This is a genomic window from Streptomyces sp. KL116D (assembly GCF_030766975.1).
GTDB classification, from domain to species: domain Bacteria; phylum Actinomycetota; class Actinomycetes; order Streptomycetales; family Streptomycetaceae; genus Streptomyces; species Streptomyces longispororuber_A.
Window position 1 is genome coordinate 22,510 of record NZ_JASERH010000063.1, and the last position, 24,815, is coordinate 47,324.

Annotated in this window: 25 protein-coding genes; 13 read left to right on the forward strand and 12 right to left on the reverse strand. The window is 72.7% G+C overall.

What is annotated here, in order from left to right; genetic code table 11:
• The first annotated feature begins 12 nt into the window (after positions 1–12).
• Positions 13–1,272 (forward strand): FAD-dependent oxidoreductase, encoded by a 1,260-nt coding sequence (locus tag RBJ77_RS25785; RefSeq protein ID WP_372347208.1) that lies wholly within the window; start codon positions 13–15, stop codon positions 1,270–1,272.
• Between the two features lie 56 nt (positions 1,273–1,328).
• Positions 1,329–2,561, forward strand: a complete 1,233-nt coding sequence (locus tag RBJ77_RS25790; RefSeq protein ID WP_372347209.1) for a cytochrome P450 — start codon at positions 1,329–1,331, stop codon at positions 2,559–2,561.
• A 70-nt stretch (positions 2,562–2,631) separates the two neighbouring features.
• Here RBJ77_RS25790 and RBJ77_RS25795 read toward each other — a convergent pair whose 3' ends face one another.
• The 3 genes from RBJ77_RS25795 to RBJ77_RS25805 form a co-directional block, all read right to left on the reverse strand.
• A complete protein-coding gene (locus RBJ77_RS25795; protein WP_372347210.1) occupies positions 2,632–3,252 on the reverse strand; it encodes an SRPBCC family protein in 621 nt (206 codons plus the stop codon).
• A gap of 2 nt (positions 3,253–3,254) precedes the next feature.
• Positions 3,255–3,890 carry a TetR/AcrR family transcriptional regulator gene (locus tag RBJ77_RS25800; protein WP_372347211.1) on the reverse strand — a complete coding sequence of 212 codons (636 nt, stop codon included), beginning with the start codon at positions 3,888–3,890 and terminating at the stop codon, positions 3,255–3,257.
• A gap of 268 nt (positions 3,891–4,158) precedes the next feature.
• Entirely contained in the window at positions 4,159–6,378 is a 2,220-nt protein-coding gene (locus RBJ77_RS25805; RefSeq protein ID WP_372347212.1) for an MMPL family transporter, read from the reverse strand.
• Between the two features lie 147 nt (positions 6,379–6,525).
• Here RBJ77_RS25805 and RBJ77_RS25810 point away from each other — a divergent pair, with 147 nt between their 5' ends.
• Positions 6,526–7,623, forward strand: a complete 1,098-nt coding sequence (locus RBJ77_RS25810; protein WP_372347213.1) for an amidohydrolase family protein — start codon at positions 6,526–6,528, stop codon at positions 7,621–7,623.
• The gene (locus RBJ77_RS25815; RefSeq protein ID WP_372347214.1) at positions 7,620–8,054 is read left to right on the forward strand and encodes a metal-sulfur cluster assembly factor; all 435 of its coding nucleotides are present in this window, start codon (positions 7,620–7,622) and stop codon (positions 8,052–8,054) included. Before RBJ77_RS25810 ends, RBJ77_RS25815 begins: the two co-directional genes overlap by 4 nt.
• A gap of 131 nt (positions 8,055–8,185) precedes the next feature.
• On the opposite strand, the gene sigJ (RBJ77_RS25820) is transcribed toward RBJ77_RS25815, so the two are convergent.
• Positions 8,186–9,178, reverse strand: a complete 993-nt coding sequence (gene sigJ / locus RBJ77_RS25820; RefSeq protein ID WP_372347215.1) for an RNA polymerase sigma factor SigJ — start codon at positions 9,176–9,178, stop codon at positions 8,186–8,188.
• Positions 9,179–9,327: 149 nt separating this feature from the next.
• Between sigJ (RBJ77_RS25820) and RBJ77_RS25825 the strand changes: the two genes are divergently transcribed.
• Together RBJ77_RS25825 and RBJ77_RS25830 are read left to right on the forward strand one after the other, a co-directional pair.
• Positions 9,328–10,377: a nuclear transport factor 2 family protein gene (locus RBJ77_RS25825; RefSeq protein ID WP_372347216.1), complete on the forward strand. Its 1,050-nt coding sequence runs from the start codon at positions 9,328–9,330 to the stop codon at positions 10,375–10,377.
• Positions 10,378–10,463: 86 nt separating this feature from the next.
• Complete coding sequence (locus tag RBJ77_RS25830) at positions 10,464–11,108, forward strand: DUF6461 domain-containing protein (protein ID WP_372347217.1); 645 nt, start codon at positions 10,464–10,466, stop codon at positions 11,106–11,108.
• A gap of 72 nt (positions 11,109–11,180) precedes the next feature.
• Here the strand turns inward: RBJ77_RS25830 and RBJ77_RS25835 are convergent, their stop codons facing one another.
• Positions 11,181–11,657 carry a GNAT family N-acetyltransferase gene (locus tag RBJ77_RS25835; RefSeq protein WP_372347218.1) on the reverse strand — a complete coding sequence of 159 codons (477 nt, stop codon included), beginning with the start codon at positions 11,655–11,657 and terminating at the stop codon, positions 11,181–11,183.
• Positions 11,658–11,741: 84 nt separating this feature from the next.
• Positions 11,742–12,479: a helix-turn-helix domain-containing protein gene (locus tag RBJ77_RS25840; RefSeq protein WP_372347219.1), complete on the reverse strand. Its 738-nt coding sequence runs from the start codon at positions 12,477–12,479 to the stop codon at positions 11,742–11,744.
• A gap of 279 nt (positions 12,480–12,758) precedes the next feature.
• Here RBJ77_RS25840 and RBJ77_RS25845 point away from each other — a divergent pair, with 279 nt between their 5' ends.
• Together RBJ77_RS25845 and RBJ77_RS25850 are read left to right on the forward strand one after the other, a co-directional pair.
• Positions 12,759–13,430, forward strand: a complete 672-nt coding sequence (locus RBJ77_RS25845) for a DUF4097 family beta strand repeat-containing protein (protein ID WP_372347243.1) — start codon at positions 12,759–12,761, stop codon at positions 13,428–13,430.
• A 305-nt stretch (positions 13,431–13,735) separates the two neighbouring features.
• On the forward strand, positions 13,736–13,966 hold the full coding sequence (locus RBJ77_RS25850; RefSeq protein WP_372347220.1) for a hypothetical protein: 231 nt from the start codon (positions 13,736–13,738) through the stop codon (positions 13,964–13,966).
• Between the two features lie 23 nt (positions 13,967–13,989).
• Here RBJ77_RS25850 and RBJ77_RS25855 read toward each other — a convergent pair whose 3' ends face one another.
• Complete coding sequence (locus RBJ77_RS25855; RefSeq protein ID WP_372347221.1) at positions 13,990–14,397, reverse strand: hypothetical protein; 408 nt, start codon at positions 14,395–14,397, stop codon at positions 13,990–13,992.
• Positions 14,398–14,606: 209 nt separating this feature from the next.
• A complete protein-coding gene (locus RBJ77_RS25860) occupies positions 14,607–15,344 on the reverse strand; it encodes a dienelactone hydrolase family protein (RefSeq protein ID WP_372347244.1) in 738 nt (245 codons plus the stop codon).
• Positions 15,345–15,561: 217 nt separating this feature from the next.
• Here RBJ77_RS25860 and RBJ77_RS25865 point away from each other — a divergent pair, with 217 nt between their 5' ends.
• Complete coding sequence (locus RBJ77_RS25865; RefSeq protein WP_372347245.1) at positions 15,562–16,053, forward strand: MarR family winged helix-turn-helix transcriptional regulator; 492 nt, start codon at positions 15,562–15,564, stop codon at positions 16,051–16,053.
• On the opposite strand, the gene RBJ77_RS25870 is transcribed toward RBJ77_RS25865, so the two are convergent.
• Positions 15,995–16,927 carry a LysR family transcriptional regulator gene (locus RBJ77_RS25870; protein WP_372347222.1) on the reverse strand — a complete coding sequence of 311 codons (933 nt, stop codon included), beginning with the start codon at positions 16,925–16,927 and terminating at the stop codon, positions 15,995–15,997. The two genes, RBJ77_RS25865 and RBJ77_RS25870, sit on opposite strands and share 59 nt — an antisense overlap.
• Before the next feature lie 175 nt (positions 16,928–17,102).
• Here RBJ77_RS25870 and RBJ77_RS25875 point away from each other — a divergent pair, with 175 nt between their 5' ends.
• From RBJ77_RS25875 to cydC, 4 genes are all read left to right on the forward strand, one after another.
• Positions 17,103–18,392, forward strand: coding sequence for a cytochrome ubiquinol oxidase subunit I (locus tag RBJ77_RS25875; RefSeq protein ID WP_372347223.1), 1,290 nt, complete (start codon positions 17,103–17,105; stop codon positions 18,390–18,392).
• A 17-nt stretch (positions 18,393–18,409) separates the two neighbouring features.
• The gene (gene cydB / locus RBJ77_RS25880) at positions 18,410–19,459 is read left to right on the forward strand and encodes a cytochrome d ubiquinol oxidase subunit II (RefSeq protein ID WP_372347224.1); all 1,050 of its coding nucleotides are present in this window, start codon (positions 18,410–18,412) and stop codon (positions 19,457–19,459) included.
• Between the two features lie 34 nt (positions 19,460–19,493).
• Complete coding sequence (gene cydD / locus RBJ77_RS25885; protein ID WP_372347225.1) at positions 19,494–21,194, forward strand: thiol reductant ABC exporter subunit CydD; 1,701 nt, start codon at positions 19,494–19,496, stop codon at positions 21,192–21,194.
• 242 nt (positions 21,195–21,436) lie between these two features.
• A complete protein-coding gene (cydC, locus tag RBJ77_RS25890) occupies positions 21,437–23,083 on the forward strand; it encodes a thiol reductant ABC exporter subunit CydC (protein ID WP_372347246.1) in 1,647 nt (548 codons plus the stop codon).
• Between the two features lie 7 nt (positions 23,084–23,090).
• On the opposite strand, the gene sigJ (RBJ77_RS25895) is transcribed toward cydC, so the two are convergent.
• The 3 genes from sigJ (RBJ77_RS25895) to RBJ77_RS25905 form a co-directional block, all read right to left on the reverse strand.
• A complete protein-coding gene (gene sigJ, locus RBJ77_RS25895) occupies positions 23,091–24,095 on the reverse strand; it encodes an RNA polymerase sigma factor SigJ (protein WP_372347226.1) in 1,005 nt (334 codons plus the stop codon).
• Between the two features lie 93 nt (positions 24,096–24,188).
• Complete coding sequence (locus tag RBJ77_RS25900; protein ID WP_372347227.1) at positions 24,189–24,569, reverse strand: fic family toxin-antitoxin system, toxin component; 381 nt, start codon at positions 24,567–24,569, stop codon at positions 24,189–24,191.
• Positions 24,569–24,811 (reverse strand): hypothetical protein, encoded by a 243-nt coding sequence (locus tag RBJ77_RS25905; protein ID WP_372347228.1) that lies wholly within the window; start codon positions 24,809–24,811, stop codon positions 24,569–24,571. The genes RBJ77_RS25900 and RBJ77_RS25905 overlap by 1 nt, the downstream gene beginning before the upstream one ends.
• Between the last annotated feature and the right edge of the window lie 4 nt (positions 24,812–24,815).

Below are 24,815 nucleotides of genomic sequence, written 5' to 3' on the forward strand. Positions count from 1 at the left end.
GAGGCAGTGGCGATGACAGGGGCGGTGCAAGCACAGGTCTGTGTGGTGGGAGGGGGGCCCGCGGGGCTCACCCTCGCGCTGGAACTGGCGCGGAGGTCCGTGTCCGTCGTCGTCGTGGAGCAGAGCGCGCGTTTCGACCGGTCGTTCCGCGGCGAGTCCATCTCCCCCGACTCCGTCTGGCTCCTGGAACGGATGGGGATCCTGCAGGGGTTGCGCGAGCAGACCCTGGAGACCCGCCGGATGGAGATCACCGACCAGGGCCGCACGGTGCTGCGCGCGGACTTCGCCGACTTCGACCGGCCGTGCCCGTTCCCCATGGAGCTGCCGCAGCCGCCGCTGCTCGAGGCGCTGGCCGCCCAGGGCGCGCAGCTGCCCGGCTTCCGGCTGCTGCGCCGCACCACCGCCACCGCGCTGCTGCGCGACGGCTCGACGGTCACCGGGGTGCGCTGCAAGGGCACCGACGGCGAGTTCGAGATCTCGGCGGCGCTGACGGTGGCGGCGGACGGCCGGTTCAGCAAGGTCCGCGAGATGTCGGGCCTGCGGTACGAGAAGCAGCCCCTGGAGCGGGACTTCGTCTGGTTCAAGGTGCCCCGGCCCGACGTCTGGGACGGCCACACCTACCGCGTGCGCATCCGCGGCGCCCGGCACGGGCTGTTCATCCCCACGGTCCCCGACCTCGTACGGGTCGGCTTCAACATCCCCAAGGGCGGCCTGAAGGAGCTGCGCGCACAGGGCGTGGGCGCACTGCACGCGCGGATGGACGAGCTCGCGCCGGAGATCTCCGCACAGGTGCGGACGGCGGTCACCACGTGGTCGGACACGTCCATGCTGGACATCTTCACCACCGTGGTCCCCCGCTGGTCACGGCCGGGCCTGGTGCTCATCGGCGACGCCGCGCACACGCTGACGCCGGTGCTCGGCCAGGGCGTCAACCACGCCATCACGGACGCGGCGGTACTGGCCCGCATGGTGGCCCCGGCGCTGCGCGCCGAGGACCGGGCGGCCGCGCTGGGCCGGGCGACCTCCCGCTTCCAGGAGGAGCGCGAGGCACCGGTGGCCCGGGCCCGGGCCCTGCAGCTGCGCCAGGAACGGGCGTTCGCCCTGTCCGGCCCGCTGCCGGTGCTGCTGCGCCGGGCCGCGTACCGCCTGGTGAACGCGAGCGCCCCGCTGAAGCGGCGGATCCTCTCCGGCATCTACTACCCGCTCCAGGAGGCGGACCGCGTCCGCCCCTTCGACGTCGCCCCGGTGCCGACGGCACCGGCCGGCGTCTGAACCGCCCCGCGCGCCCCGCCCACAGACCTCGACGAACGCGAAGGACAGGACTCCAGATGCCTCTCAGCCCCGAAGTGCCCGACTCCGCGGAGGCGGCCGGCCCCACCCCTCTCGCGTACCCCTTCGAGCAGCCGCCCGGGCTCGCCCAGTGCCCGATGTACGCGCACCTGCGCGAGGAGGACCCGGTCGCGCAGGTGCGGATGCCCAGCGGCGACCGGGCGTTCCTGCTCACCCGCTACGAGGACGTGCGCACCGCCCTGTCGGACCCCCGGTTCAGCCGGGCGGCCACGCTGGAGCCCGGGGCGCCCCGGCTCGCCGCGGCACCGCAGAACTTCAAGAGCCTGCTCAACATGGACCCGCCGGAGCACACCCGGGTGCGCAAGCTGGTCTCCCGCGAGTTCACCGCGCGCCGGGTGGCCGCGCTGCGCCCCCGCATCCAGGAGCACACCGACGCCCTGCTGGACGCCATGGCCGAGCTGGAGCAGCCGGTCGACCTGGTGCCCGCGCTGGCCTTCCAGCTCCCGGTCACCGTCATCTGCGAACTGCTCGGCGTGCCCTTCGAGGACCGCGACGACTTCGCGGCGTGGTCCCGGGTGTTCCTCGCCACCACCTCCGTGTCCAAGGAGGAGATGCTCGCCTCGCAGATCGCCCTGCGCACGTATCTGGCGGAGCTGGTGGCGGCCAAGCGCGAGAACCCCGGTGACGACCTGCTGTCCGCGCTGGTCTCGATCCACGACGAGGACGGCGACCGGCTGCAGGAGGAGGAGCTGATCTTCCTCGGCATCAGCCTGCTGGTGGCCGGCCACGAGACCACGGTCAACCAGATCGCCAACAGTGTGGTCGCGCTGCTCACCCACCCCGAGCAACTGGAGCGGCTGCGCAAGGATCCGGATCTGATCAACTCCGCGGTGGAGGAGCTGCTGCGACTCCACCCGCCGGGCAACGAGGCGCTGCTGCGGATCACCCTGGAGGATGTCGAGCTGGACGGCGTGACGATTCCCAAGGGCAGCGCCGTCCTGCCGAGTCTCAGTTCCGCCAACCGGGACGTCCGTCAGTACGAGAACCCCGACAGCATCGACTTCGACCGCCCGGCCAACCCGCACTTCGCCTTCAGCCACGGCACCCACTACTGCATCGGCTCGGGCCTGGCCCGCGCGGAGCTGCAGATCGCCATCGGATCGCTGATCCAACGCTTCCCGACCTTGCGCCTGGCCGTCGCGGAGGACGAACTGCGGCGCCCCGAGGGCATGCTGGTGCACGGCATCGCCTCCCTGCCGGTGACCTGGTGACCCGGCCGAGCGCGTGAACCGGGGGCCCGCGGCGGATGCCGTGGGCCCCGGTCCGCAGCGATCCCCGGGATCAGCGTGCGGCGAGCCGCTCGACCCGCTGCTTCAACGCGCTGTTCATCGCCCGGAACTGAGGCAAGGTGTCGTTCCTGAGGCTGTCGGCCACGAAGGGCACCGCGACACCGGAGAAGTTCTCGCTCTGCGTGAGACGGACCGTGCCGCGTCCGGTGCGCTCGATGACGAAGCCGTGCTCGCCGTCGCCGATCCAGCCCGGCCCGACCTTGCCCAGCCAGCGCAGTTCACGGCCGGCGCTCACCTCGAGGACGGTCGGGGTGAAGGTGCTGGACTCGCCCTTCTGTTCCAGGCGGTTGCGCATCGTCGCGCCCGTCCGCAGGCCGTCGTCGGAGGTGACGACGGCCTCGGTGATGAAGGGGTTCCACTGCGGGTAGGCGTCGAGGTCGGTGAGCACGGCCCAGACCTGCTCGGGGGCGGCCTCGATCTCGATGGACGCGGTCAGCCGGACCGGATGGGTGTTGGTCCACACCGTGTAGCCCCCGAGCACGGCCGCCAAGCCGGCCAGCGCTAACAGGATGCGGCGGCGGCGCCGGTGCGGAGTGGCTTGCCGCGTGTCGTGCGGTCCGGAGGCGGCGGGTGCGGCGGGTGCGGGGGCAGAGACGGAAGAGTCGGCGGACATGGTCAGGTCCTCTCTGGGTGGGGGGTGGTGGCGGCCCCGGCCAGTACCTGGCCGACGAGCTCGTCGACGTAGTCGGCGCCGATCGGCGCCCCGGTGATCAGGAGCCGGTAGTAGAGGGCTCCGGCCAGCTGGTCGAAGAGCACTTCGGACGAGACGCCGGGAGGCAGCGCGCCACGTTCGCGGGCGTGGTCGAGCAGGCGGAGAGGCAGGGCGTTGCGCCGGGCGAACAGCCCGCGCACGGCGTCGCCCACGTCCGGGTGCCGGGCGGCGGCCGCCACCAGTTCGGCGACGACCCCGGCCGACCGGTCGGCCTCCCCCGCGGCGCCCCGCCCGACGCGGCGCATCCGGTCGAGGCCGGTCGCGACGGCCGTGAGGTAGACGGTCAGGTCGTGCCGGATGTCACCGGTGTCGGCGACCTCCACCTCGTCCTGGATCCGGGCGACGAGCGCGACGAGCAGGTGGTCCTTCGTGGGCCATCTGCGGTAGAGCGTCGTCTTGGCCACGGTGGCACGGGCGGCCACCTCGTCGATGGCGAACTTGTCGTACCCCCGCTCGGTCAGCAGGTCCTGGGCGGCCCGCAGGATCCGTCCGTCGGCGTCCCCACTGCGGGGACGGCCTCTGCGCGCGGGGGTGGTCACGGGGCTGCTCCTTGCGGTCGGGGTTGCCGGTGTCTGTTCGGCCGGGGCCCGCGGGCGTGGCCGGGCGCCGGCCGATGGGTCAGGGGCGTGCTGCCGTACCACGCATTTCGATACGACCGTTTCGTCATTCAGAGTAGGCAGGGGTCTCCTATTTACGCAACAGGAGTAGCGTAAATGGCGCGTTCGGCACCCTCGCGTGCCCACGGCGCACGTCGGCCCGGGCCCGCAGAGAGTGCGGGACCCGGGCCGTCGAGCGGGCGGGGACCGGTCAGGTCACCCGCGCAGCGGGCTGCCGGTCGAGCGGCTCCGCCGGATGCTCACCCGGGACCGGGACCGGGGCCACCGCGGCAGCGGGCTCCGCCTCCTCCAGCCGGTCGAGCCCGAGGCGCGTGTGCAGGCGGCGCAGCGGGCCGGGGGCCCACCAGTTGGCGCCGCCGAGCAGCGCCATGAGGGAGGGCACCAGCAGGGCCCTGACCACCGTCGCGTCGATCAGCACGGCGAACGCGGTGCCGAGCCCCAACTCCTGCAGCAGCACCAGGCGGGAGAGCGCGAGCGCGCCCAGCGCCAGGCAGAACAGGGCAGCCGCCGAGGTGACCACGGGACCGGTGCGCGCCAGTCCCTCGGCCACCGCCGAGCGCTCGTCGAGACCGGCCTGCCTGGCCTCCTTGATCCGGCCGAGCAGGAAGACGTTGTAGTCGGTGGACAGCCCGAAGGCGAGCGCGAGGACGAGCACCGGGGAGGTCGCCTCGATGCCGTTCTGGGCGGCGAAGCCCAGGTTGCCGTCCTGGAACACCCAGACGAGGAAGCCGAGCGCGGCCCCCGTGGAGAGGGTGTTCATCACCAGCGCCTTCAGCGGCAGCAGCACGGACCCGGTGAAGGCGAACAGCAGGAGCAGCGTGATCACGGCGAGGGTCCCCGCGGCGAGCGGTACGTGGGCGCCGATGCTGGCCTTCTGCGCGAGGAAGTCGGCGGTCGTCCCGGTGTAGCGCGCGGGGACCGGCGCGTCGAGGTCCTGCACCCGCTGTGCGGCGTCCTTGGCCTCGGTGCCGAGCGGGGCGCCGCCGAACACCGCGTCGATCTGCCAGTGCCGGTCGTCCAGCCGGACCGGGTCGGCCACCGCCTCCACGCCTTCCACGGCCGCGACCTGGCGGGCGTAGGCCGTGATCCGGCCGTCCGCCGACGGGGTGTCGAGCACGATCTGCATCGGCGCGGCGGGCGGCTTGGAGAAGTCGCTCTCCAACTCCCGCGACACGTGTCCGGCGCTGGTGGAGGCGGGCAGCATGGACGGGTCGGCGCCGGTGAACTTGAGGCCCGTCACCGGGGCGGCGACCAGCAGCAGGATGCCGGTCGCGCCGAGCGCGACCAGCACGGGCCGGCGCATCACCCCGTGAGCGATCCGGTGCCAGCGGCGGCCCGCCTGCGCCTGGGTCGCGTCGTTGCGCTGCCAGCGCCGCGGTGCCAGGGCGTTGACGCGCGTGCCGAGGACGGCGAGCAGCGCCGGCAGCCCGAGCAGCGCGAACAGGGCTGCCGCGATCACCGTGATCACACCGGCCAGACCCATCGACCGCAGGTAGGGCTGCGGGAACACGGTGATCGCGGCCAGCGCGGCGGCCACGGTCAGCGCGCTGAAGAAGACGGTACGGCCCGCGCTCGCCATCGTGCGGCGCACGGCTTCGACACCGGGCCCGTGCGCGGCGAGTTCCTCGCGGTAGCGGGAGACCATCAGCAGCCCGAAGTCGACGGCGAGGCCCAGTCCGAGGGCGAAGGCGAGGTTGAGCGAGCCCGACGACACGTCCATGAACAGGGTGGCGACGCGCAGCCCCGCGAACGTGATCAGCAGGGTGACCAGGGCGCCGGCCAGCGGCACGAGCGCCGCGACCACACCGCGGAAGACCAGGAACAGCAGGATCAGGATGAACGGCAGGGCGAAGCCCTCCGCCCTGGCGAGGTCGTCGGTGGAGACCTGGTCGACCTGCACGTGGCCGGGGGTCGCGCCGCCGAGCCAGGCGTTGTCGCGCAGGACCGGATCGTCCTCGATCGCCTCCTGGAGCTCCTTCTCGGCGGCGACCGTCGCCTTCTCGGCCATGGGTCCCACGTTGCCGAGAACAACGGTGCTGCGGCCGTCGTCGGAGACGAGGGCGGGGTTCGACGCCGACGCGTAGTCGACGACGCTCTTGATCTCGGACCGGCCCTTGAGCAGGTCGACCGCGGCCGCGACGGACGCGGGCAGCGGGCCGTCGGGGTCGATCGGCGCGTCCGTGCGGACGAGGACGGCATAGCCCTGCTGGGCGTCGATGCCGGTGGCCTGCTGGATGATGCGGCGGGCGGCGACGTTGGCGCCGCCGGGATCGTCGTAGTCGGACAGCCCGTTGGTGAGCTTGCTGTCCACCGTGCCGCCGAACAGGGCGGCCAGGACGGCGGCGAGCCCGGCCAGTAACAGGCCGACGCGCCGCCGTGCGTGCAGTGCGGAGCCCAGGGCAGAAAACATCGAAGGTCACCTTCCGTCGGTGACCGGAGTGTCCCGGCGGGCGCTTTAGTCTCGCTGAAGGCCGCGGCCGCACACTCCCGTCACGCCCTCGTCGACCGGCCGGACCGGTCGCAACCGCCGCTACGGGAGATCCAGTTGATCGACAACATGTTCGTGATTGACGCCACCGTGCACCCGTACAACGTGGCGGACGACAACCTGCGCAAGGACGGGGAGTTCCCGAACCTGCACGCGTTCGCCCTGCGCGAGATGCTCTGGGGCATGCACGAGCGCTTCGCCACGAAGGGCTCCGCCATCCCCCGCGAGGCCTTCTGCACCGACTGGCCGCCGGAGCTGCTCGTACGGACGCTCTTCACCGAGTCCGACGTCGACATGGCGGTCAACCACCGGCTGCGCATCGACGCCGTGTTCGAGGACGGTCTGTGCAACGGCGAGAAGAACCGGGAGCTGGCCGAGAAGTGGCCGCACCGGATCGTGCCGTACGCCGGGATCAACCCCGCCGTCGGCATCGAGGAGTGTCTGCGCGACCTGCGCGAGCAGGTGGCTCGGGTGCCCGGCACGATCGGCATCAAGATGTACCCCAACGCCGGTTCCCCCGACCTGAGTTGGCGGCTCGACGACCCGGAGTTCGAGCCGCTCTTCGAGCTCGCCAAGGAGCTCGGCATCAAGATCATCGCGCTGCACAAGATCGTCCCGAACGGTCTGGTGCCGCTCGGCCCCTTCGGCATCGACGACCTGGAGACGGTCGCCATCCGCCACATCGACCTCTCCTTCGAGATCGTCCACGCCGGCCTGCCGCCGTTCGTGGAGGAGGTCGCTATGGCGCTGATGCGGCTGCCCAACGTCTACGCCAACCTGGAGATCACCTCCGCGATCCTGGCGCACGGCATGGGGTACGTGGAGGAGGCGCTGGCCCAGATGATCTCCCTCGGCGGCGCCGAGAAGATCATCTACGCCTCCGGGGCCCTGCACTTCCACCCGCAGCCCGTGCTGGAGAAGATGGCGCGCCTGACGTTCTCCGACCGCACGCTGGAGCGCTACGGCCTGGAGCAGATCACCCACGACCAGCGGGCCGCGTTCCTGGCCGGCAACTACGCGCGGATCGCGGGGATCGACCTGCCGAAGGCGGCCGAGCAGATCAAGGACGACGAGTTCGCGAGGGCCCGCGCCGAGCACGGCGGGAACCGTCCCCTGTGGGCCAACTGGCGCGAGATGCGCCCCGAGCAGTGGGCGGCCGCCTCGTGACCGCGCCGACCGCACCCGCACCCGCACCCGCTGCCGCTCCCGCCACGGCGACGGCGACGGCCACGACCGAACAGGTCCACACCGCGCTCCAGGACGTCTACGACCCGTGCAGCCAGTCCTGGCAGCGCCCGATGAGCCTCGTCGACCTCGGCCTGATCCGCGCGGTGTCCCTCGCGCCTGACGGGCGCGCGACGGTGCGCATCAGTCTGACGGCACCGTTCTGCATGGCCGTGCCGACCATCATGCAGTCGATCGAGCAGAAGGTGGGCGCCGTCGACGGCGTCAGCGACGTCACGGTCGAACTCGACGGCGGCACCCTGTGGCGCCCGGAGCTCATGACGGACAAGGGCCGCGAACTCCTCGCCGACGCCCGCGCCGACGACCGCCGGATGCTGCCGCTGACCCCGGTACCGGGCCCCGGCCCTTCCTGACCCCGCACGTCACTGCGGCCCCCTCGACCGCGCCACCCGCCCCGGCGGCGCACCCGAGGGGGCCGCAGTGCTGCGTTCGCTCGCCCGTCCGCCCGCCCGGCGGCCCGCCCGTCCGTCAGTCCGTCAGTCCGTCAGTCCGTCAGTCCGTCAGTCGTCCGCCAGGGCCGGAGCTTCTCGGGGTTCCGGACCGCCCAGATGTTCCTGATGCGGTCCTCGACGACCTCGAACGCGAACACCGTGACGAGGGCGCCGCCCTGGAACGCCACCAGGCCGGGCAGGCCGTTGACCGTGCACTCCAGGAAGGTGGTGCGGTCGCCGGCCACCCGGGCGATCTCGGCGTAGGCGTGCGCAATCCGTTCGCCGCCCACGATCGGGCACGGGTGGGTGACCGCCAGTCCGCCGCCGTCGGCCGTCGCAGTGGCGTCGGGGTCGAGGAGGCCGATGAGGGCCTCGATGTCCTTGGCCTCCCACGCCGTCCTGAACTGCCGGACGATGCCCGCCTGTCCGGTGGCAGGGGCCGCCGTCGTGGGGTGGGCGGTGCGGATGCGGCGGCGGGCGGATGAGGCCAGCTGTCGGCAGGCCGCCGGGGTGCGGCCGACGATCGCGGCGACCTCGCCGAACGGGTACCGGAAGACGTCGTGCAGGACGAACGACACGCGTTCGGCCGGCGTCATCGCGTCGAGGACGACCAGGAAGGCCATCGTCACCGACTCGTCGAGGGTGACCCGGTCGGCCGGGTCCGCGCCGCCGGAAGGACCGCCGTTCCACTCCGTGGGTTCGGGCAGCGGCTCGGGGATCCAGTCGCCCACGTAGGTCTCGCGCCTGACCCGCGCCGAGCCGAGCTGGTTCAGGCAGATGCGGCTGGCGACCGTCATCAGCCAGGCGCCGGGCGACTCGATGGCCCGCTGCTCCCGCGGGGACATGGCGTACCAGCGGGCGTACGTCTCCTGGACCACGTCCTCGGCGTCGGCGAGGGAGCCGAGGAGGCGGTAGCCGAGGTTGATCAGGTGACGCCGCTCGCTCATGATCGCGCCGAGGCCGGGATCACCCCGCTCGTCGCCCTGCTCGTCGCCGTGCCCGGTTCCTGCCCCGGCGCCGGCCCCAGTTCCGGTCCCGATGGTCATGGTGTGCGCCTCTCCCTCGCTCGCTTCCGCTCCCCCACCCACTACGACAACGCAGCCCGCCGGAATGTCAGGGCGCCCCGTCTCCTCACATTCCGGCGGGCTGCCTTGTCGTAGCGGCGAGAAGGCACGTCCTACCGAGAGGGACTTCGATGAACGACTTCCAGGCCACCGCCGACCGCGTCGAGATCGAGGCGCTGCGCGGCGAGTTCAGCGATGCGGCCATGATGCGCGACCGGCCCCGCATGGCGGCACTGTTCACCGTGGACGGTGCGCTGCGCATGCCCAACATCCCCGTCGAGCTGGTCGGCCGCGAGGAGATCAGGGCCGGGGGCGAACGGCTGCAGAGCCAGTGGGACTTCTTCGTGCAGACCACGCACCCCGGCACGATCGTCCTCGACGGCGACACCGCGACCGGCCGCACGTACATCCAGGAGCTCGCGCGCACCCTCGACGGCCGCGAGGGCCTCAACTACGCGATCTACCACGACCGTTACCGGCGCACCGAGGAGGGCTGGCGGTTCACCGAGCGGGTCTACGAGGTCAGGTACCTCGACACGTCCCCGCTGGCGGGCGCGGCGCCCGGACCGACCACGTCCTTCACCGAACCGGCGCCGGCCGAGCGGCTTGAGCGGGTGGCCGCCGCGCTGCGCGCCAACGGCTTCGCCGCCGAGATCCTCGACGACGCGGCGGCGGCGCGGGCCCGCGTCAAGGACCTCGTGCCCGAGGGGGCCAGTGTGCTCACCGGGGCCAGCGAGACGCTGCGGCTGTCCGGCATCGACGACGACCTCAACGCCAGCGGCCGGTACGACGCCGTCCGGCCCCGGATCCTGGCCATCGACCGGGCCACGGGCGCCGACGAGATCCGGCGGCTGACCGCCTGCCCCGACCACGTGGTGAACAGCGTCGCCGCGGTCACCGAGACCGGCTCCCTCGTCCTCGCCTCGGGCAGCGGCAGCCAGCTCCCCGCCAACGCGGGCGGCGCCGGGCACGCGGTGTGGGTCGTCGGCGCCCAGAAGGTGGTGCCCGACCTGAACACGGCCCTGCGCCGCATCGAGGAGCACGCCCTCCCCCTGGAGACCGTCCGCAGCCAGGAGGTGTACGGCGTGCCGAGCGCGGTCAACCGCCTCCTCGTCCTCAACGCGGACCCGCGCCCGGGCCGAGGCACGGTCCTGCTCCTGCGGGAGGCGATCGGCTACTGATGCCGCACGCCAACTCCCCGGCCATGAAAGCCTGCTGACGACTGACCACAGACCACCCGACCGTTGGAAGAGCGGAGCTGCCCGAGGTGCCGAACGACCTTGCCTGGATCGCGGACGCCTGGTCCGGCGCGAACCACCAGAACGCCTCGGACCTGTACGTCACCTGCGCCCGCGGCCTGAGCCCCCTTCAGCTCGCCGGGCGCATGGCGGACCACGCTCCCGTGGAGGTCGGCCCCGCCCTCACCCTCCAGGAGGCGTCCCGGATGGTCGACCTCGCGCAGGTCTACTGCGTCGGCCGCCTCGGGGAGAGCGGCGACTGGTCGTACGTCGTGGAGTGCGGCGGCAGCGAGGGGTGGGCCCTGGACCCGGCCGTCTCGCACGGCGCCGAGGTGCTGATCCTCGACCCGCGACCGGACGACCCGCCTTCCTTCCTCAGCTACTTCGCCGACGGCGAGGTGCAACTGCACCTGGAACTGAGCTCCGGCCACGACCCGGCGGGAGCCCGGCCGGACCTGCTGCGCCCGGCCCTGGAAGCGGCCGGGGTCGTCCCGCCGGAGGGCAGCATGGACGACCTGCTGGGCCCGGACGAAGAGGTCCCGCTCCTCGAACAGCGGCGCCGCCTCCTGACGGTAGCCGGTGAACACTTCGGCCTGTCCTTGCCCCGGCAGACGATCGAGCACGGCCGCCTCCCCGCCACCGTCACCCGCACCAGGCCACCGGCCTCCTGGTGACCACGGGCGCACGGGCCGTGGCGGAGGTCAGCCGGGCGGAGGTCGGGCAGGCGGAGGTCAGGCGGCCGGCGGTCAGGCGGGCAACGTGAAGAGCACCTCGTCCACCTCCTCGCCCCGGCCGTTTGCGAAGCCGCGATCGGTGCCGGTGGGGAGGAAGCCGCACTTCGTCAGGACCCGGACGGACGCGGCGTTGTCGGCGGCCGCCCGGGCGTGGAGCGGGCGTTCGGGGGCGAGGTCGAGCAGGGCGCGCAGCGCGGCGGTGGCGGCGCCCCGGCCCCAGTGCCGGCGGTCGATCCAGTACGTGACCTCGCGTTCGCCGGGCGAGCCGTACACGGACGCGTGGCCGATGACCTCACCGTCGGCGGCGACGACCGTGCGCACGAGGCACGTCGGGTCCTGCAGGATCCTGGCCCAGTGGGCCTGGAAGCGGGCGAGGTCCGAGGGGTCCTTGGCGGTGAACGCCGCCATCCGGATCCCCTCGGGGTCGTTCGTCTGGGCGAAGAACGCGGGGAGATCGGCATCCCTGACGTCGCGCAGCGTGATCTCCATGGGCGGGCCTCCGGGCGGCTGAGCGTGCTGGGCGTCGGCGCCCGGTGTCCGTGGGGCGCCTCGCCGATCATCGCACCTGTGTTCTCAACTCGCGCTGCCTTGGGCCGGGTTGGCGGGCTTGGTGTGCAGGACCTCCCGGGCCTGTTCCGCGGCGCGCAGGGTGCTCTCGGAGATGAAGTCGACGAAGCGGGCGATGTTCTCCAGGCGGGTGGCGGCGGGCGTGCCGGGGCCGAGGACCGTCACGCCCTGGCGGGCGACGTCGGCGACGCGGGCCGTGGCGCGGGCGCTGGCGATCGTGGACTGGTACATGACCTCGTCGTCCACGGAGTAGCGCTCGCGGCGGCGTTCGTCGCGCTCGCGGCGTACGAGTCCCTGGCTCTCCAGGAAGGCGATGGCCTTGGAGACGGTGGCGGGGCTGATCTCGAGGCGCTCGACGAGCTCGGCCGCGGTGACGCTGCCGCTGTCGGTGGTGTAGAGGCAGACCATGACCCTGGCCGTCATCCGCGGCAGGCCCGACGCCATGAAGACGGTCGTGAACTCCTCCTCGTAGTCCTGCACGGCTTCGAGGTCGCGGCCGTGGGGCAGCGCGGCGGTGCCGGCGTCGCGCGGTGCGGCCTTCTTGCGGCGGCGGGCGCGGTGTTCGGTGGAGCGGTGGGCGATCTCGGCGCGGTAGGCGGTGGGGCCGCCGTTGCGCATGACCTCGCGGGTGATGGTCGAGGTCGGGCGTTCCAGGCGCCTGGCGATCTCCGCGTAGGCAAGGCCGTCGGCCAGCCCCAGGGCGATCTGCTGGCGTTCGGACTGGCTGAGCCTGCCTCCCGGCATCACGGTCTCCTTCGTGGTGCGTCCGCACGGTGCGTGCGGGTGCCTGTGCGTGCGTGGTGGCGCCAGCATAGCGTTCACTTTCATTTCATTGCTACGGCCTTGACCGAGCACTGTTGCGTTAGCTTCTGAACCGTTGCAACGAAATCTCGCATCTGACCTGTGGATACTGCATTTTTACGCAACAAGCATGTTGCCAGAACCATGAACGCAACGTAGCGTTTACGACATCAGAAACCACGGGCCGCAAGGGTCCACGGCATACGGATGAAGGAACTCACCATGCAGAAGTTCGCCACCGCCGCCCCGATCTCCACCGTCCTGAACGTTCCCGCCGCCCGCGTCCGGTTCATCGCCGCCGACCGCGCCGACACCACGGTCGAGGTCCGGCCCGCCGATGCCGCCAAGTCCCGTGACGCCAAGGCCGCCGAGCTGGTCGAGGTCGTCTTCGCCGACGGCGTCCTGCGGATCGAGACCCCGGAGGCGCAGCACAAGGCGCTGGGCAACTCCGGTTCCGTCGAGATCACGGTCCAGCTGCCCGCCGGTTCCGGCGTGGACGCCAAGCTGGCCGCCGGTGAGCTGCGGAGCACCGGCCGCCTCGGCGACGTCACCGTGGATGCCGCGCAGGGCCCCGTCGCACTCGATGAGGCCGCCGGCGCCCACCTCACCCTCCAGGACGGCGACATCACCGTGGGCCGCCTGACCGGTTCCGCCGAACTCCGCACCCAGCGGGGCGACTTGACGGTGTCCGAGGCCGCGCACGGCACCCTCACCCTGAACACCGAGAAGGGTGACATCACGGTCGGCGCCGCCCACGGCGCCTCCGCCACCCTCGACGCCAGCACCGGTTACGGCCGGGTCCAGAACACCCTCAAGAACGCCGACGGCGCCGACGCCGGCCTGAACATCAACGCCACCACGACCTACGGCGACATCGCCGCCCGCAGCCTCTGACCCCGGGCGGGCCGTCGGCCCCACGCAGCGGAAGGCACCCACTCGATCACATCGATCGAGGCGGGTGCCTTTCTGCTGTTCACCAGAGACGGCACGCGACACGGAAGGCCTCGCCGACCCCGCGCACGCCGCGTTCGTCCACAGCATGGACCTGGTGCTGGCCGGCTGCCGCGCCCTGGCGCTGCTCGCGGCGGTCGCGGCCGCCCTGTTCCTGCCCAGGGGCACGGCCACCGGGACCATGGAAGGGCCAAGGAGGGGACCACGGAGGTGGCCCGAACCCTGCCCGAGCCCGCGGAATCGCTGACATGACGACGCGTACGACACCGCAGGAGCGCAGCGAGGCCGTGCTGGCCGAGGTCATCGCCGAGCGCAGCGGGCGCGACGCGCACGACCTGGAGGTCAAGTGCGTGGCCGCCGCGATCATCGCGGTGTTCACGACGCTGATGCGGCACTGGGTCGAGGGGGACGGCAAGGAGGATCTGCTCGCGCTCTACGACCGCCATCTCCAGCTGCTGAGCCGGGGGTTCGACTTCTGACCCGGCGGTCGCCGGGAGTGACCTCAGAGCCGGGACGACCTGATCTCCTTCAGGTGGGCGATCAGGTCGTCGACCGCTCCGAGGCCCTGCGACCCGTCGGTGACGACGGTGCGGCCGTCGAACTGGAGGCGGTACTCGAACAGGTCCCTGGACCGGTCGTCGACCGCGCGGGAGGGTGGGTCGACGGCGTCCACGGCGTCGAGGAGGCCGTCCAGCTTCTCCTCCTCCGTCCGCGTCAGTTCGTCCGCCCGCGTGCGGTCGCCCGCGCCGTCGACGAGGAAGACGTCGCCGCCGGACGTGACCTCGACACCGTGCCGGACCCCGGCGAAGCCGCCGCTGACGGAGAGGCTCACCGCGCCCTGCCCCGAGCCGGTGAGACCGCAGCCGCCGAGGAGAAGCACCCCGGACACGGCGCCCAGCGCCAGGCTCATCACTCTCGTCGTCCTTGCGTCTTGCCTGTACCGGAGGTCGGACGCGATCCGGGCGCGGCTGGAGTCCATGGGCAGATGGTGCCAGGAGTCGTCGCGGAGCGGGGCTCCTTTAGGAGCAAGAGGGGGCCCCTTTAGGAGCAAGGCCGGAGAGGAGCAAGACCGGTGAGGAGTACGACCGTTGAGGAGCACGGCCTTCGTCAGGCGCGACGTCAGCCGGTTCGCAGGGCGCGGTCCAGGAGGGCCAGCAGCCGGTCCCAGTGACGCCGTGAACCGGCCGGGCTGAACGCGTCCGTGTCGGACATCGTGAAGCCGTGGACGGTGTCGGGGTAGATCTCGGTGGTGTGGACGACGCCCGCGGCGTCCAGTGCGCGCGTGAGCTCGGCGAGCGCCTCGGGTGACATGTCGTTCCCGGAGAGGCCGAGGTGGACCTCGGCGGTGAGTGCCGGGATGCCGTGGTGCGGGCTGTCGGGCTCGTCGGTGACCAGGAAGCCCGGGTGGAACCCGGCGACGGCGGCGACCTCGCCGGGGTGGGCCGTCGCGGCGCGCAGGGCCAGGGCGCCGCCGATGCAGTAGCCCATGGTGGCGACCGGACCGGCGGCGACCTCGGGCCGCGCGGTGAGGAAGTCCAGGTAGGCGTCGGCGTCGCGGAGGATGCGCTCGGTGGGGAGCGCCGCCTCCAGGTAGGGCATCAGGCCCTCGATGACCGCGGGGCGGATGTCCGCGCCGATGTGGGCGGGGAGTTCGACGACCGGGGCCTGGCCGTGCCGGTAGTAGAGGTTGGGGACGAGCACGCAGTAGCCGTGTGCGGCCAACTGGCGCGCTCGTTCCTCCAGTTCGGGGCGGACGCCGAACGCGTCCGGATACAGCAGCACGCCCGGGTGGCGGCCGCCGTCGTCGGGCAAAGCGGCGAAGGCGTCGGCCTGACCGTCGGGGGTGGGTATCCGCAGGGCCTGGGTCTTGGTATGGGTCTTGGTATGGGTCTTGCCATGGGTCCTGGTGTCGCGGTGCGCATGGGTGTTGGCGGGAATGGTGGGTGGTCCTTCCTGGTCGCCGGTTCACCGTTAGTGCCACTAACGGTGTCGGGGTGACCGAACGTATAGCGTTAGTCTCACTAACACAAGGGACCGCAAGGTCGTCACGGAGCACGTGAATCGGGACATCGGGATGGGCGCCATGAGCAGAGCCGAGGCCACGCACTGGGTGCCCGACCGGCTGCGGGGACGGGCGAGTCGGCTGTTGTCGCAGCTGACGACCCGGTCGGACCGGCTGATCAACGACGGGCTCGCCCGGGCCGACGCCCGCAAGTGGCACTACGCGGTGCTCGCGTCGTTGCAGGACCACGGTCCGGGCAGCCAGGCGGCGCTGAGCCGGCGCACCGGCATCTACCGCAGCGACATGGTCGGCGTGCTCGACGAACTGACCGGGCGTCAACTCGTCGAGCGGGCACCGGACCCGGCCGACCGGCGCCGCAACCTCATCACGATCTCCGCCCGCGGCCGCCGCCGGCTGCGCCGGCTCGACGACGTCTTGGACGAGCTGCACGACGAGCTGCTCGCGCCGCTGGACCAGGCCGAACGCGACCAGTTCGTCACACTGCTCACGCGCCTCCTGGACCACCACTCGCCCGCGCCTGACCGGGCAGACGGTGCGTCATGAACGGGCGGGACATCAGGAACTCCCGGAATCTCAGGGCGGCTTCGGACAGGTGGGCGTCGCGGCGCCGGACGAGCGTGAGCACGCGCTGACAGGCGGGGGCGTCCACCCGGACCCAGGCCACCGGGACCTGTGAACCGGTACCGAGCTCCCGGGAGATCGCCGGGATCAGGCCGATGCCGAGCCCCGCGCTGATCAGGACCTGGCTCGCGCCCGGCTCGTCGCCCTCGCACGACAGCACGGGGGTGAGCCCCTCCGCCGCGAAGAGCCGGTCCAGGAGGGTCCGCTGCCAGTGGCCCCTGCGCGTGGTGACGAAGGGCTCGCCGGCGATCTCGCGGATCGTCACGCTCTCCCGCCCGTCGAGCCGGTGCCCGCGCGGCACGGCGAGCAGCACCTCTTCCCGTACGAGCTCCTCCGTCCGCAACCGGGAGCCGGACAGCGGCTGCGACCCGACGCAGAAGTCGACCTCTCCGACGCGTAGTTGGCGCTCCATCTCCTCCGCGTTCGACTGGTAGAGCCGGACGTCGGCGTGCGGCTGCACGGCGCGGAAGCTGCCGAGGACCGTGGTGATGGTCAGCAGGGTCTCGCTCGCGATACTGACCCGGCCGAGCCCCAGTTCACCGGCCTCGCGCACGGCCCGTACGCCGTCGTCGAGTTCGCTCAGCGTGCGGTCCACGTGGCGCAGGAACATCGCCCCGTACGCGTTGAGCCGGATCCCGCGGCCCTGCCGGTCGAACAGCGGAGAGCCCAGCTCGCCCTCCAGACGGGCGATGGTGCGGCTGATCGAGGGCTGGGCGATGCCCAGTTCGTCGGCGGCGCGGCTGATGTGCTCGTAGCGGGCGACGAGCTGGAAGTAGCGCAACTGCAACAGGTCCACGACCCTCACCCCTCCCCCGGTCCGCCTCCATTCATGCCTGCCGAGGCATCACCCCATGGCAGAACTGGTCTTGGAAATACATGAGTGCTTGTCCCTACGGTCGTCACCGGGGCACCCACGGGGCACCTGCCCCGCCCCTCCCCGATCCCCGCCCCTCGACCAAGGACGGTGCACCATGAGCGCTGCGGAGCTGGCCCGGCTCCAGTTCGCGGCCACCACCGGCATCCACTGGCTGTTCGTGATCCTCACCATGGGACTCGTCCCGCTCGTGGCGGTCCTGCACACCCGGGCCGCGTACACCCGCGACCCCGCGACGAAGGCCGTGCGCGAGCGCGGCACCCGTTTCTGGGGCCAGCTGTACGTCATCAACTACGCGGTCGGCATCGTCACCGGACTGGTCATGGAGTTCCAGTTCGGGCTCAGCTGGAGCGGGTTGAGCAGGTTCGCGGGCAACGTCTTCGGCGCCCCGCTCGCCCTGGAGACCCTGATCGCCTTCTTCGCCGAGTCCACCTTCCTCGGCATGTGGATCTTCGGCTGGGGCCGGCTGCGCCGGGGCGTGCACGTCACGCTCATCTGGCTGGTCGCCCTGACCGCGTACGCCTCCGGATACTGGATCCTCGTCGCCAACGGCTTCATGCAGCACCCCGTGGGCTTCGAAGTCCGCGACGGCGCCGCCTACTTGACCGACTTCGGGGCGCTGCTCACCAACTCCGCCTCCCTGACCGCCCTCGGTCACATCACGCTCGCCGCACTCACCACCGGCGGCCTGTTCCTGGCCGGTGTCAGCGCCTGGCACCTGGTCCGCGACACCGAGGAGAAGGAGCTGTTCCGCGCTTCGCTGCGGCTCGGCACCTGGGTCGCCATGGTGGCCTCGTTCTTCGTGGTCGTCGTCGGCGAGATGCAGCGGCCGATCATCGAGCGGACCCAGCCCATGAAGCACGCCGTGCTGGAGAACTCCGGTGTCGCCGAGGTGCGGCGGCGGCTCGTCGAGCAGTACGGGCCCGGCTCCTACGTGCCGCCCGAGGGGTGGGTCCGGCTGTCGATGGACACGATGACGATCATCGGCAACACCCTCTCCACCCTCACCTTCGTCGCGGTGTTCCTGCTGTGGAAGGACCGCCTCGTGCGGTGGCGCCCGGCCGCCCATCTGATGACCGCGCTCGTCCCGTTCGCCTTCATCGCCTCCGTCGGCGGCTGGGTGGTGCGTGAAGTGGGACGCCAACCCTGGCTGATATACGGCCAGTTGACGGTCGACGACGCCCTCTCCCACGTCGGCAGGGGATCGCTGCTCGCGTCCTGCGTCGTGTTCGTCACGATCTTCGTCGCCCTCGCGGTGACCGACTGGACCCTGATCACCCGCTTCGCCCTGCGCGGCCCCGCCGCCACCCAGCTCGGTGCCACCGAGCCGCTCCCGGACGAACCCACGGGAGACACCGTCGACGACCAGCCGGTCCCGGCCCTCTGAGGAGTTGAACGCACGACATGAGTCTGGAGACCGCCTGGCTGGCCCTGCTCGGCCTGCTGCTCGCCGGGTACTTCGTCCTCGGCGGATACGACTACGGCGTACAGATGCTGCGTCCCCTGCTCGGCGACAGCGACAGCGACAGCGACAGCGACCGGGACGAGACGCAGGACGCGCACGGCACGCACGACGCGCTCGACGCCATCGCTCCCTTCTTCCTCGGCAACGAGGTCTGGCTGGTCGCCTTCGCGGGCGTCCTGTTCGGCGCCTTCCCGCACCTGGAGGGCAGCCTGCTGCCCGGCCTGTACCCGCTGGTCGTCGCGATCCTGGCCGGTCTGGTCATCGGCAACGCGGCCGTCCAGCTGCGCCGCAGGGCGCGCAGCACCCGGGGCCGCCGGATCTGGGACGCACTGATCGTGGCCGGGGGCGCGGTGCCCGCCGCGTGCTGGGGGCTCGTCGTCGGTCTGCTGCTGCACGGGGTGCCGCGCCGGGCGGACGGCAGTTTCCGGGTGGGCGCGGCCGAGGTGTTCACCCCGTTCGTGCTGGCCTGCGGTGCCACCACGCTGCTGCTGTTCGCGGCGCACGGTGCGGCCTTCGCCGCACTGCGCGCCCCCTCCCGCCAACTCGCCGTCCGTGCATACAAGTTGGGCGTGCGGCTGATCGGCGCAAGCGGCGCGGCGGCCTTGCTCGCGCTGCTGCTGACCGTCGTCGGCTCGGGCGCCGACCTGACCAACCGCACGGCCTCGGTGGTCGTCGCCGTGGTGCTCGCCGGGGCGTTCGGTGCCGCCTGGTGGTCCTTCTCCGCCGGGCACCCGGTCAGGGCGTTCGCGTCCACCTGTCTGGCGACGGCGCTGCCCGTACTGCTCGTGGGGGCGGGGCACTACCCGTACCTGCTGATCAGCTCGGCGGGCCGCGGCCTTGACGTCGGTCACGCCGTCACGGACGACGCCACGCTCAGAATCCTCAGCGCCTTCGGCGTCTTCGTCGTCCCGACGGTCCTCGCCTACCAGGCATGGAGCTGGTGGGCCTTCCGGGGACGCGCCGGCCACCGCCACCCCCGCTACTTCTGAGCCCGCACCCGCCCGGCCCGGAGAGGGACCACCCATGAAACCGGTCGAACGCCGTCTGATGCGCGAACTGCCCGTGCTGCGCCGCCACGTGAGGCGGTGCGCCATCCTGGCACTCCTTGGCGCGGGGCTCGTCGTCGGTCAGGCGACCCTGCTGGCGACGGTGCTCGCGGACGGGTTCGCCGGGCGCCCGGTGACCGTCGCCGCGGCCGTCGCGCCCGGCGCCGTGGTGGCGGGGCGGGCGGTGCTCGCGTGGGCGCGCGGCGTCCTCACGCACCGCGCCGCGGCCGACGCCAAGCACGCGCTGCGCACCCGGATCACCGACCGGCTCAGCGGCACGACGGCGCTGCGTCCGTCGGCCCGCGGCCACGGCGAGACGGCCACCCTGCTGGTACGCGGCCTCGACGCGCTCGACCCGTACGTCGTCGGCCACCTGCCCACCACGACGGCCGCCGCCGTGGTGCCCCTCGCGGTCGTCGCGTGGCTGTCCGTGACGGACTGGTCGTCCGCGCTCGTCGTGGTCGTGACGCTGCCGCTGATCCCGGTGTTCGGGGCGCTGGTCGGCAGGCACACGGCCCGGCGCACGGCCCGGCAGTGGCAGCTGCTCGCCCGGCTCGGCGGCCACTTCCTGGACGTGGTGACCGGGCTGCCGACGCTGCGCGCGTTCGGCCGGGAGGGGCATCAGGTGCGGCGGGTCGGCGAGATGGCGCGGGCCCACCGGCGCGCCACGATGCGCACGCTGCGGGTGGCGTTCCTGTCCTCGCTGGTCCTGGAGACCGTCGCCACGCTGTCCGTCGCGCTCGTCGCCGTACCGGTCGGGCTGCGCCTGCTGCAGGGCACGGTCGATCTGCGGACGGCCCTGATCGTGCTGTTCCTCGCCCCGGAGGCGTATCTGCCGCTGCGGGCGCTGGGCTCGGCGTTCCACGACAGCGCCGAGGGCCTCACGGTGGCCGGGCAGGTCTTCGCGCTGCTCGACGAACAGGAACCGCCCGCGGGAACGACTGGCCCGGCGCCGAGTCCGGCACCCGCCGCCTCCTCCCTCGCCCCCGCCCTGCGCCTCGACGACGTCACCGTCCACCACACCGGCCGCACCACCCCCGCCCTCGACCGCGTCTCGCTGGACGTCGCACCCGGCGAACACGTCGCCCTGGTCGGCCCCAGCGGTGCCGGCAAGTCGACGCTGCTGGCCCTGCTCATCGGGTTCGTGCGGCCCACCGCGGGGCGCGTCACCGTCAGCGGCACCGATCTGGCCCGCCTCGATCCGGACGACTGGCGGACCCGGATCGCGTGGGTGCCGCAACGGCCCCATCTGTTCGCCGCGTCCGTCGCTGAGAACATCCGGCTCGGGCGGCCCGACGCGAGCGACGCCGAGGTACGGGAGGCGGCCCGCAGCGCGTACGCCGACGGCTTCGTCGAGGCGCTGCCGCTGGGCTACGACACCCCGCTCGGCGAGCACGGCGCGGGCCTGTCCGCCGGTCAGCGCCAACGCATCGCGCTCGCCCGCGCGTTCCTCAAAGACGCTCCCGTGCTGCTGCTCGACGAGCCGACCGCACACCTCGACCCCGCCGCGGAGGCCGCCGTCACCCGCGCCACGGCCCGGCTGATGCGGGGCCGCACCGCGATCGTGGTGGCCCACCGCACCAGCCTGCTGCCGTACGCCGACCGCGTCGTCACGCTCCGGTCAGGCCGCACGGCGAGCCCCCGACCGGCCTTCGTGGAGCGGACGCCGACCCCATGACGCCCCGCCGCGCCGCCCGGCGGTCCACTCCCCCACCCGTCCGAGGAAGGACAGCCGCAGCCCCCATGATCACGCCCTCGCCGTCCCCCTCATCCTCACCCTCACCATCGCGAGGGCCATCACGGCCATCACGGCCACCACGGCCACCACGGCCATCACCGTCGGCCGCGCACCTCCCCACCGACCCCCGCCCGGCATCCGTCACTCCCGTCCGCCCGCGCCGCACCGGATCACGGCCCACCCTGCGTCTCGTACGCCAACTCCTTCCGTACTGGCGCCGGTTGCTGCCCGCCGCCCTCGCCGCGGCGGGCAGCGAACTGGCCGCCGCCGCGCTCATGGCGACCGCGGCCTGGCTGATCACGCGGGCCGCGCAGCAGCCGCCGATCGCGTCGGTGGGCCTGGCGATCGTCGCCGTCCGGGCCCTGGCGCTCGGCCGTGGGGCGCTGCGCTACGGCGACCGGCTGCTCGGGCACGACGGCGTCCTGCGGGCCGTCGCCGGGTTCCGGACCCGGGTGTACGAGGCGCTGGTGCCGCTCGCGCCCGCGGGCACGCCCGCGTTCCGCGGCGGCGACCTGCTGACGCGGCTCGTCGACGACGTCGACGCCGCTCAGGACCTGCTGCTGCGCGTGCTGCTGCCGACGGTGGCGGCCGCCGGCGTGTGTGCCGCCACCACGGCGACGGCCGTGGTGCTGCTGCCGGAGGCGGGGCTCCTGCTCGGGCTGCTGCTCGCCGTGGCGGCGCTGGTCGTGCCCGCGGTGGTGCTCGCCGTGGCCCGGCACACGGGCCGGGCCACGGCCACGGCGCGAGCCGAACTCGCCGCGCAGGTCGTGGACTTGACGGAAGGAGCGGCGGATCTCGTCGCGTACGGCGCCCAGGGCCGCGCCGCCGGCCGCGCCCGCCGGGCCGCCGACCGCATCGCCCGCCTGGAACGGCGCCGCGCCCTGACCACGTCGTCGGCCTCGGCCGTCCTGCTGGTGGTGCAGGGCACGGCCCTGGTCGCCGTTGTGTGGAGCGCGCTGCACGCCCACGCCGCCGGCCGGCTGCCCGCCGTCCACCTCACCGTGCTGGCGGTGCTCGCCCTGGTCTCCTTCGAGGCCCTCGAACCGCTGCCGGGCGCCGCGTTCCGGTTCGTCGAGGTACGGGCCCGCGCCCGCCGCCTCGCCGACCTCTTCGACACCCCGCCCCCGGTCCCCGAGCCCACCACCCCAGCCCCGCCACTCCCCACCGAAGGCCCCATCGGCGTACGCATAGACAACTTGACTGTGCGTCACCATGCCGACGGTCCAACGGTGTTGAGGGGACTGAGCCTGGACCTCCCGGCCGGACGGCGCACGGTGCTGCTCGGCGCCAGCGGTTCGGGCAAGTCGACCCTGATCGCGGCGCTGATGCGGTTCGTCCCGTACGAGACCGGGAGCATCCGGGTCGCCGGACGCGAACTGCGCGACTGCGCCGGGGCGGACGTACGGCGGACCGTCACCGGCATGACCCAGGACGCGCACCTCTTCCACGAGACGATCCGCGCGAACCTGCTGATCGCCCGGCCCGGCGCCACCGAGTCCGCACTGCGCGACGCGGCCGGCCGGGCCCGGATCCTGGAGTGGATCGACTCACTGCCCGACGGCTTCGACACCTATGTCGGCCAGGGCGGCACCCAGGTGTCGGGCGGCCAGCGCAGCCGGCTCCTGCTGGCCCGCGCGCTGCTCGCGGACCCGCCCGTCCTCGTCCTGGACGAACCCACCGAGGGCCTCGACCCCGACACGGCCGCCGCCGTGCTCGCCGACGTCCTCGACGCCACGCGCGGCCGCACCACCCTGCTGGTCACCCACGACAGGGCGGGCCTCACGGCCGCCGACCGCATCGTGACGCTCGACGCAGGCCGCACCGCCTGACCGCTCCTCAGACCGCCGTCTCCGTCGACCCTGCCGTCCCGACCCTCCACATCCCCAGCTTCTCGGGATTGCGCATGGCCCACAGATCGGTGACCCGGTCGCCGGACACCTCAAGCGCCATCACCGTCACGGTGACGCCGGCCTGCTGGATCACCAGCCCCGGCAGGCCGTTGACGGCCCGTTCCTCCACGGTCAGGTCGGGCACCCGGTGGAACAGCTCGATCAGCCCCCGCGCGATCGCCTCGGCACCGGCGAGGGACCGCGCCCCGGCCTGGACGAGGCCGCCGGTGTCGGTGACCGCCCTGGCGTCGGGGTCGAGGAGTGCGACCAGGGCCTTGATGTCCTGCGCCTGCCAGGCCTGCCTGAAGTCGCTGACCACGGCGGCGCGTTGGGCGGTCGCCGGTGCCACCGGGGTCTGCGCGGCGCGGATGTGGCGGCGGGCGGAGGTGGCGAGCTGGCGGCAGGCGGCGGGGGCGCGGCCGACGACGTCGGCGATGTCGGCGAACGGGTAGCGGAAGACGTCGTGGAGGACGAAGGCGACGCGTTCGGCCGGGGTGAGAGAGTCGAGGACGACGAGGAACGCCATGGTCACCGACTCGTCGAGGGTGACCCGGTCCGCCGGGTCGGCCGTGCTGTGCGCGTCCCGGCCCAGGCTCCACCCGGTGCCGCCGGGCACCGGCTCGGGCAGCCACTCCCCCACGTACCGCTCCCGTCTGGCCCGCGCGGAACGCAGCTGGTCCAGGCAGATCCGCCCGGCGACCTTGGTCAGCCAGCCGCCGGGCGAGGCGATCTCCGCCTGCCGCTCGGGCGTCATCGCGTACCAGCGGGCGTACGTCTCCTGCACCACGTCCTCGGCATCGGCCAGCGAGCCGAGCAGCCGGTACGCGAGATTGGTCAGCGCCCGCCGCTCGCTCATGACCGCGTCGAGGTCCGGGGCAGAGTTCTGAGCCGGGGCCTGCCGGTGCTCGCCACGCTGCGGTCGGTCGTCGTCCTGCGGGGGCCGGGTGCTCATCGGGTCAGCGTCTCCTCGGGTCGCGGCTGCCGTCATGAGGTACGACGAGACGGCGTGTCCGTTCGTGAGGTGCCGTGCCGGGGCGGGGCGGGCTCAGGTCGTCGTCGGCCACGCCCGCAGCAGCGCCGCGATCCGGCCCGCGCCGCATCCCGCCGGATCGAGGAGGAGGTCGCGCAGTGCGGTGGCGTCCTCGCGCGTGGGCTTGACCGTGATGCCGGACGCCTCCAGGTACATGACGCCGGTGGCGGCGGCGACGGCCAGGTTCGAGTGCTCCAGCCAACGGCACCGGCCCAGAATGTGGACGAGTGCGGCGGCGCGTGCGTAGGGCCCGTCGTACACCGGCTGTCCGAGCAGTTCGCCCCGGTGGGCGGCGACGGCGGCGACCGGGACGCCGTAGTCGTCCGGGGCCGGGTCGCCCGCTCCGGCGAGCTCGGCGACCTGGAGGATCCAGGGGACGTCGATGTGCAGTTCCATCAGGCGGCGTGCGCCCCCGGACCACCGCGCCGGGCGGCGTCCTCCGCGTCGTCGAAGACGCCCTGGTGCTCGTCGAGGAACCCGCGGGCGGCCGCCAGACCACGGGCCCGCAGACCACTGACGTCGTCGAGCACGAGACGGGCCAGATAGTCCCCGATGGGCAGCCCCATCTCCTTCGCACGCGCCTTGGCCAGCTCAACGATCTCGTCGTCGACCCGGGCGCCCAGCTGTGTCTTGGCCATACAG

Coding starts and splice junctions, on each gene's coding strand:
- RBJ77_RS25850 (WP_372347220.1), top strand. CDS start 13,736: ATGACGACGCGTACGACACCGCAGGAGCGCAGCGAGGCCGTGCTGGCC.
- sigJ (WP_372347226.1), bottom strand. CDS start 24,095: ATGAGCACCCGGCCCCCGCAGGACGACGACCGACCGCAGCGTGGCGAG.
- RBJ77_RS25795 (WP_372347210.1), bottom strand. CDS start 3,252: ATGTCCGCCGACTCTTCCGTCTCTGCCCCCGCACCCGCCGCACCCGCC.
- RBJ77_RS25835 (WP_372347218.1), bottom strand. CDS start 11,657: ATGGAGATCACGCTGCGCGACGTCAGGGATGCCGATCTCCCCGCGTTC.
- RBJ77_RS25865 (WP_372347245.1), top strand. CDS start 15,562: ATGGGCGCCATGAGCAGAGCCGAGGCCACGCACTGGGTGCCCGACCGG.
- cydB (WP_372347224.1), top strand. CDS start 18,410: ATGAGTCTGGAGACCGCCTGGCTGGCCCTGCTCGGCCTGCTGCTCGCC.
- RBJ77_RS25840 (WP_372347219.1), bottom strand. CDS start 12,479: ATGCCGGGAGGCAGGCTCAGCCAGTCCGAACGCCAGCAGATCGCCCTG.
- RBJ77_RS25810 (WP_372347213.1), top strand. CDS start 6,526: ATGTTCGTGATTGACGCCACCGTGCACCCGTACAACGTGGCGGACGAC.
- RBJ77_RS25790 (WP_372347209.1), top strand. CDS start 1,329: ATGCCTCTCAGCCCCGAAGTGCCCGACTCCGCGGAGGCGGCCGGCCCC.
- sigJ (WP_372347215.1), bottom strand. CDS start 9,178: ATGACCATCGGGACCGGAACTGGGGCCGGCGCCGGGGCAGGAACCGGG.
- RBJ77_RS25905 (WP_372347228.1), bottom strand. CDS start 24,811: ATGGCCAAGACACAGCTGGGCGCCCGGGTCGACGACGAGATCGTTGAG.
- RBJ77_RS25825 (WP_372347216.1), top strand. CDS start 9,328: ATGAACGACTTCCAGGCCACCGCCGACCGCGTCGAGATCGAGGCGCTG.
- RBJ77_RS25875 (WP_372347223.1), top strand. CDS start 17,103: ATGAGCGCTGCGGAGCTGGCCCGGCTCCAGTTCGCGGCCACCACCGGC.
- RBJ77_RS25785 (WP_372347208.1), top strand. CDS start 13: ATGACAGGGGCGGTGCAAGCACAGGTCTGTGTGGTGGGAGGGGGGCCC.
- RBJ77_RS25855 (WP_372347221.1), bottom strand. CDS start 14,397: ATGAGCCTGGCGCTGGGCGCCGTGTCCGGGGTGCTTCTCCTCGGCGGC.
- RBJ77_RS25845 (WP_372347243.1), top strand. CDS start 12,759: ATGCAGAAGTTCGCCACCGCCGCCCCGATCTCCACCGTCCTGAACGTT.
- RBJ77_RS25805 (WP_372347212.1), bottom strand. CDS start 6,378: ATGTTTTCTGCCCTGGGCTCCGCACTGCACGCACGGCGGCGCGTCGGC.
- cydD (WP_372347225.1), top strand. CDS start 19,494: ATGAAACCGGTCGAACGCCGTCTGATGCGCGAACTGCCCGTGCTGCGC.
- RBJ77_RS25900 (WP_372347227.1), bottom strand. CDS start 24,569: ATGGAACTGCACATCGACGTCCCCTGGATCCTCCAGGTCGCCGAGCTC.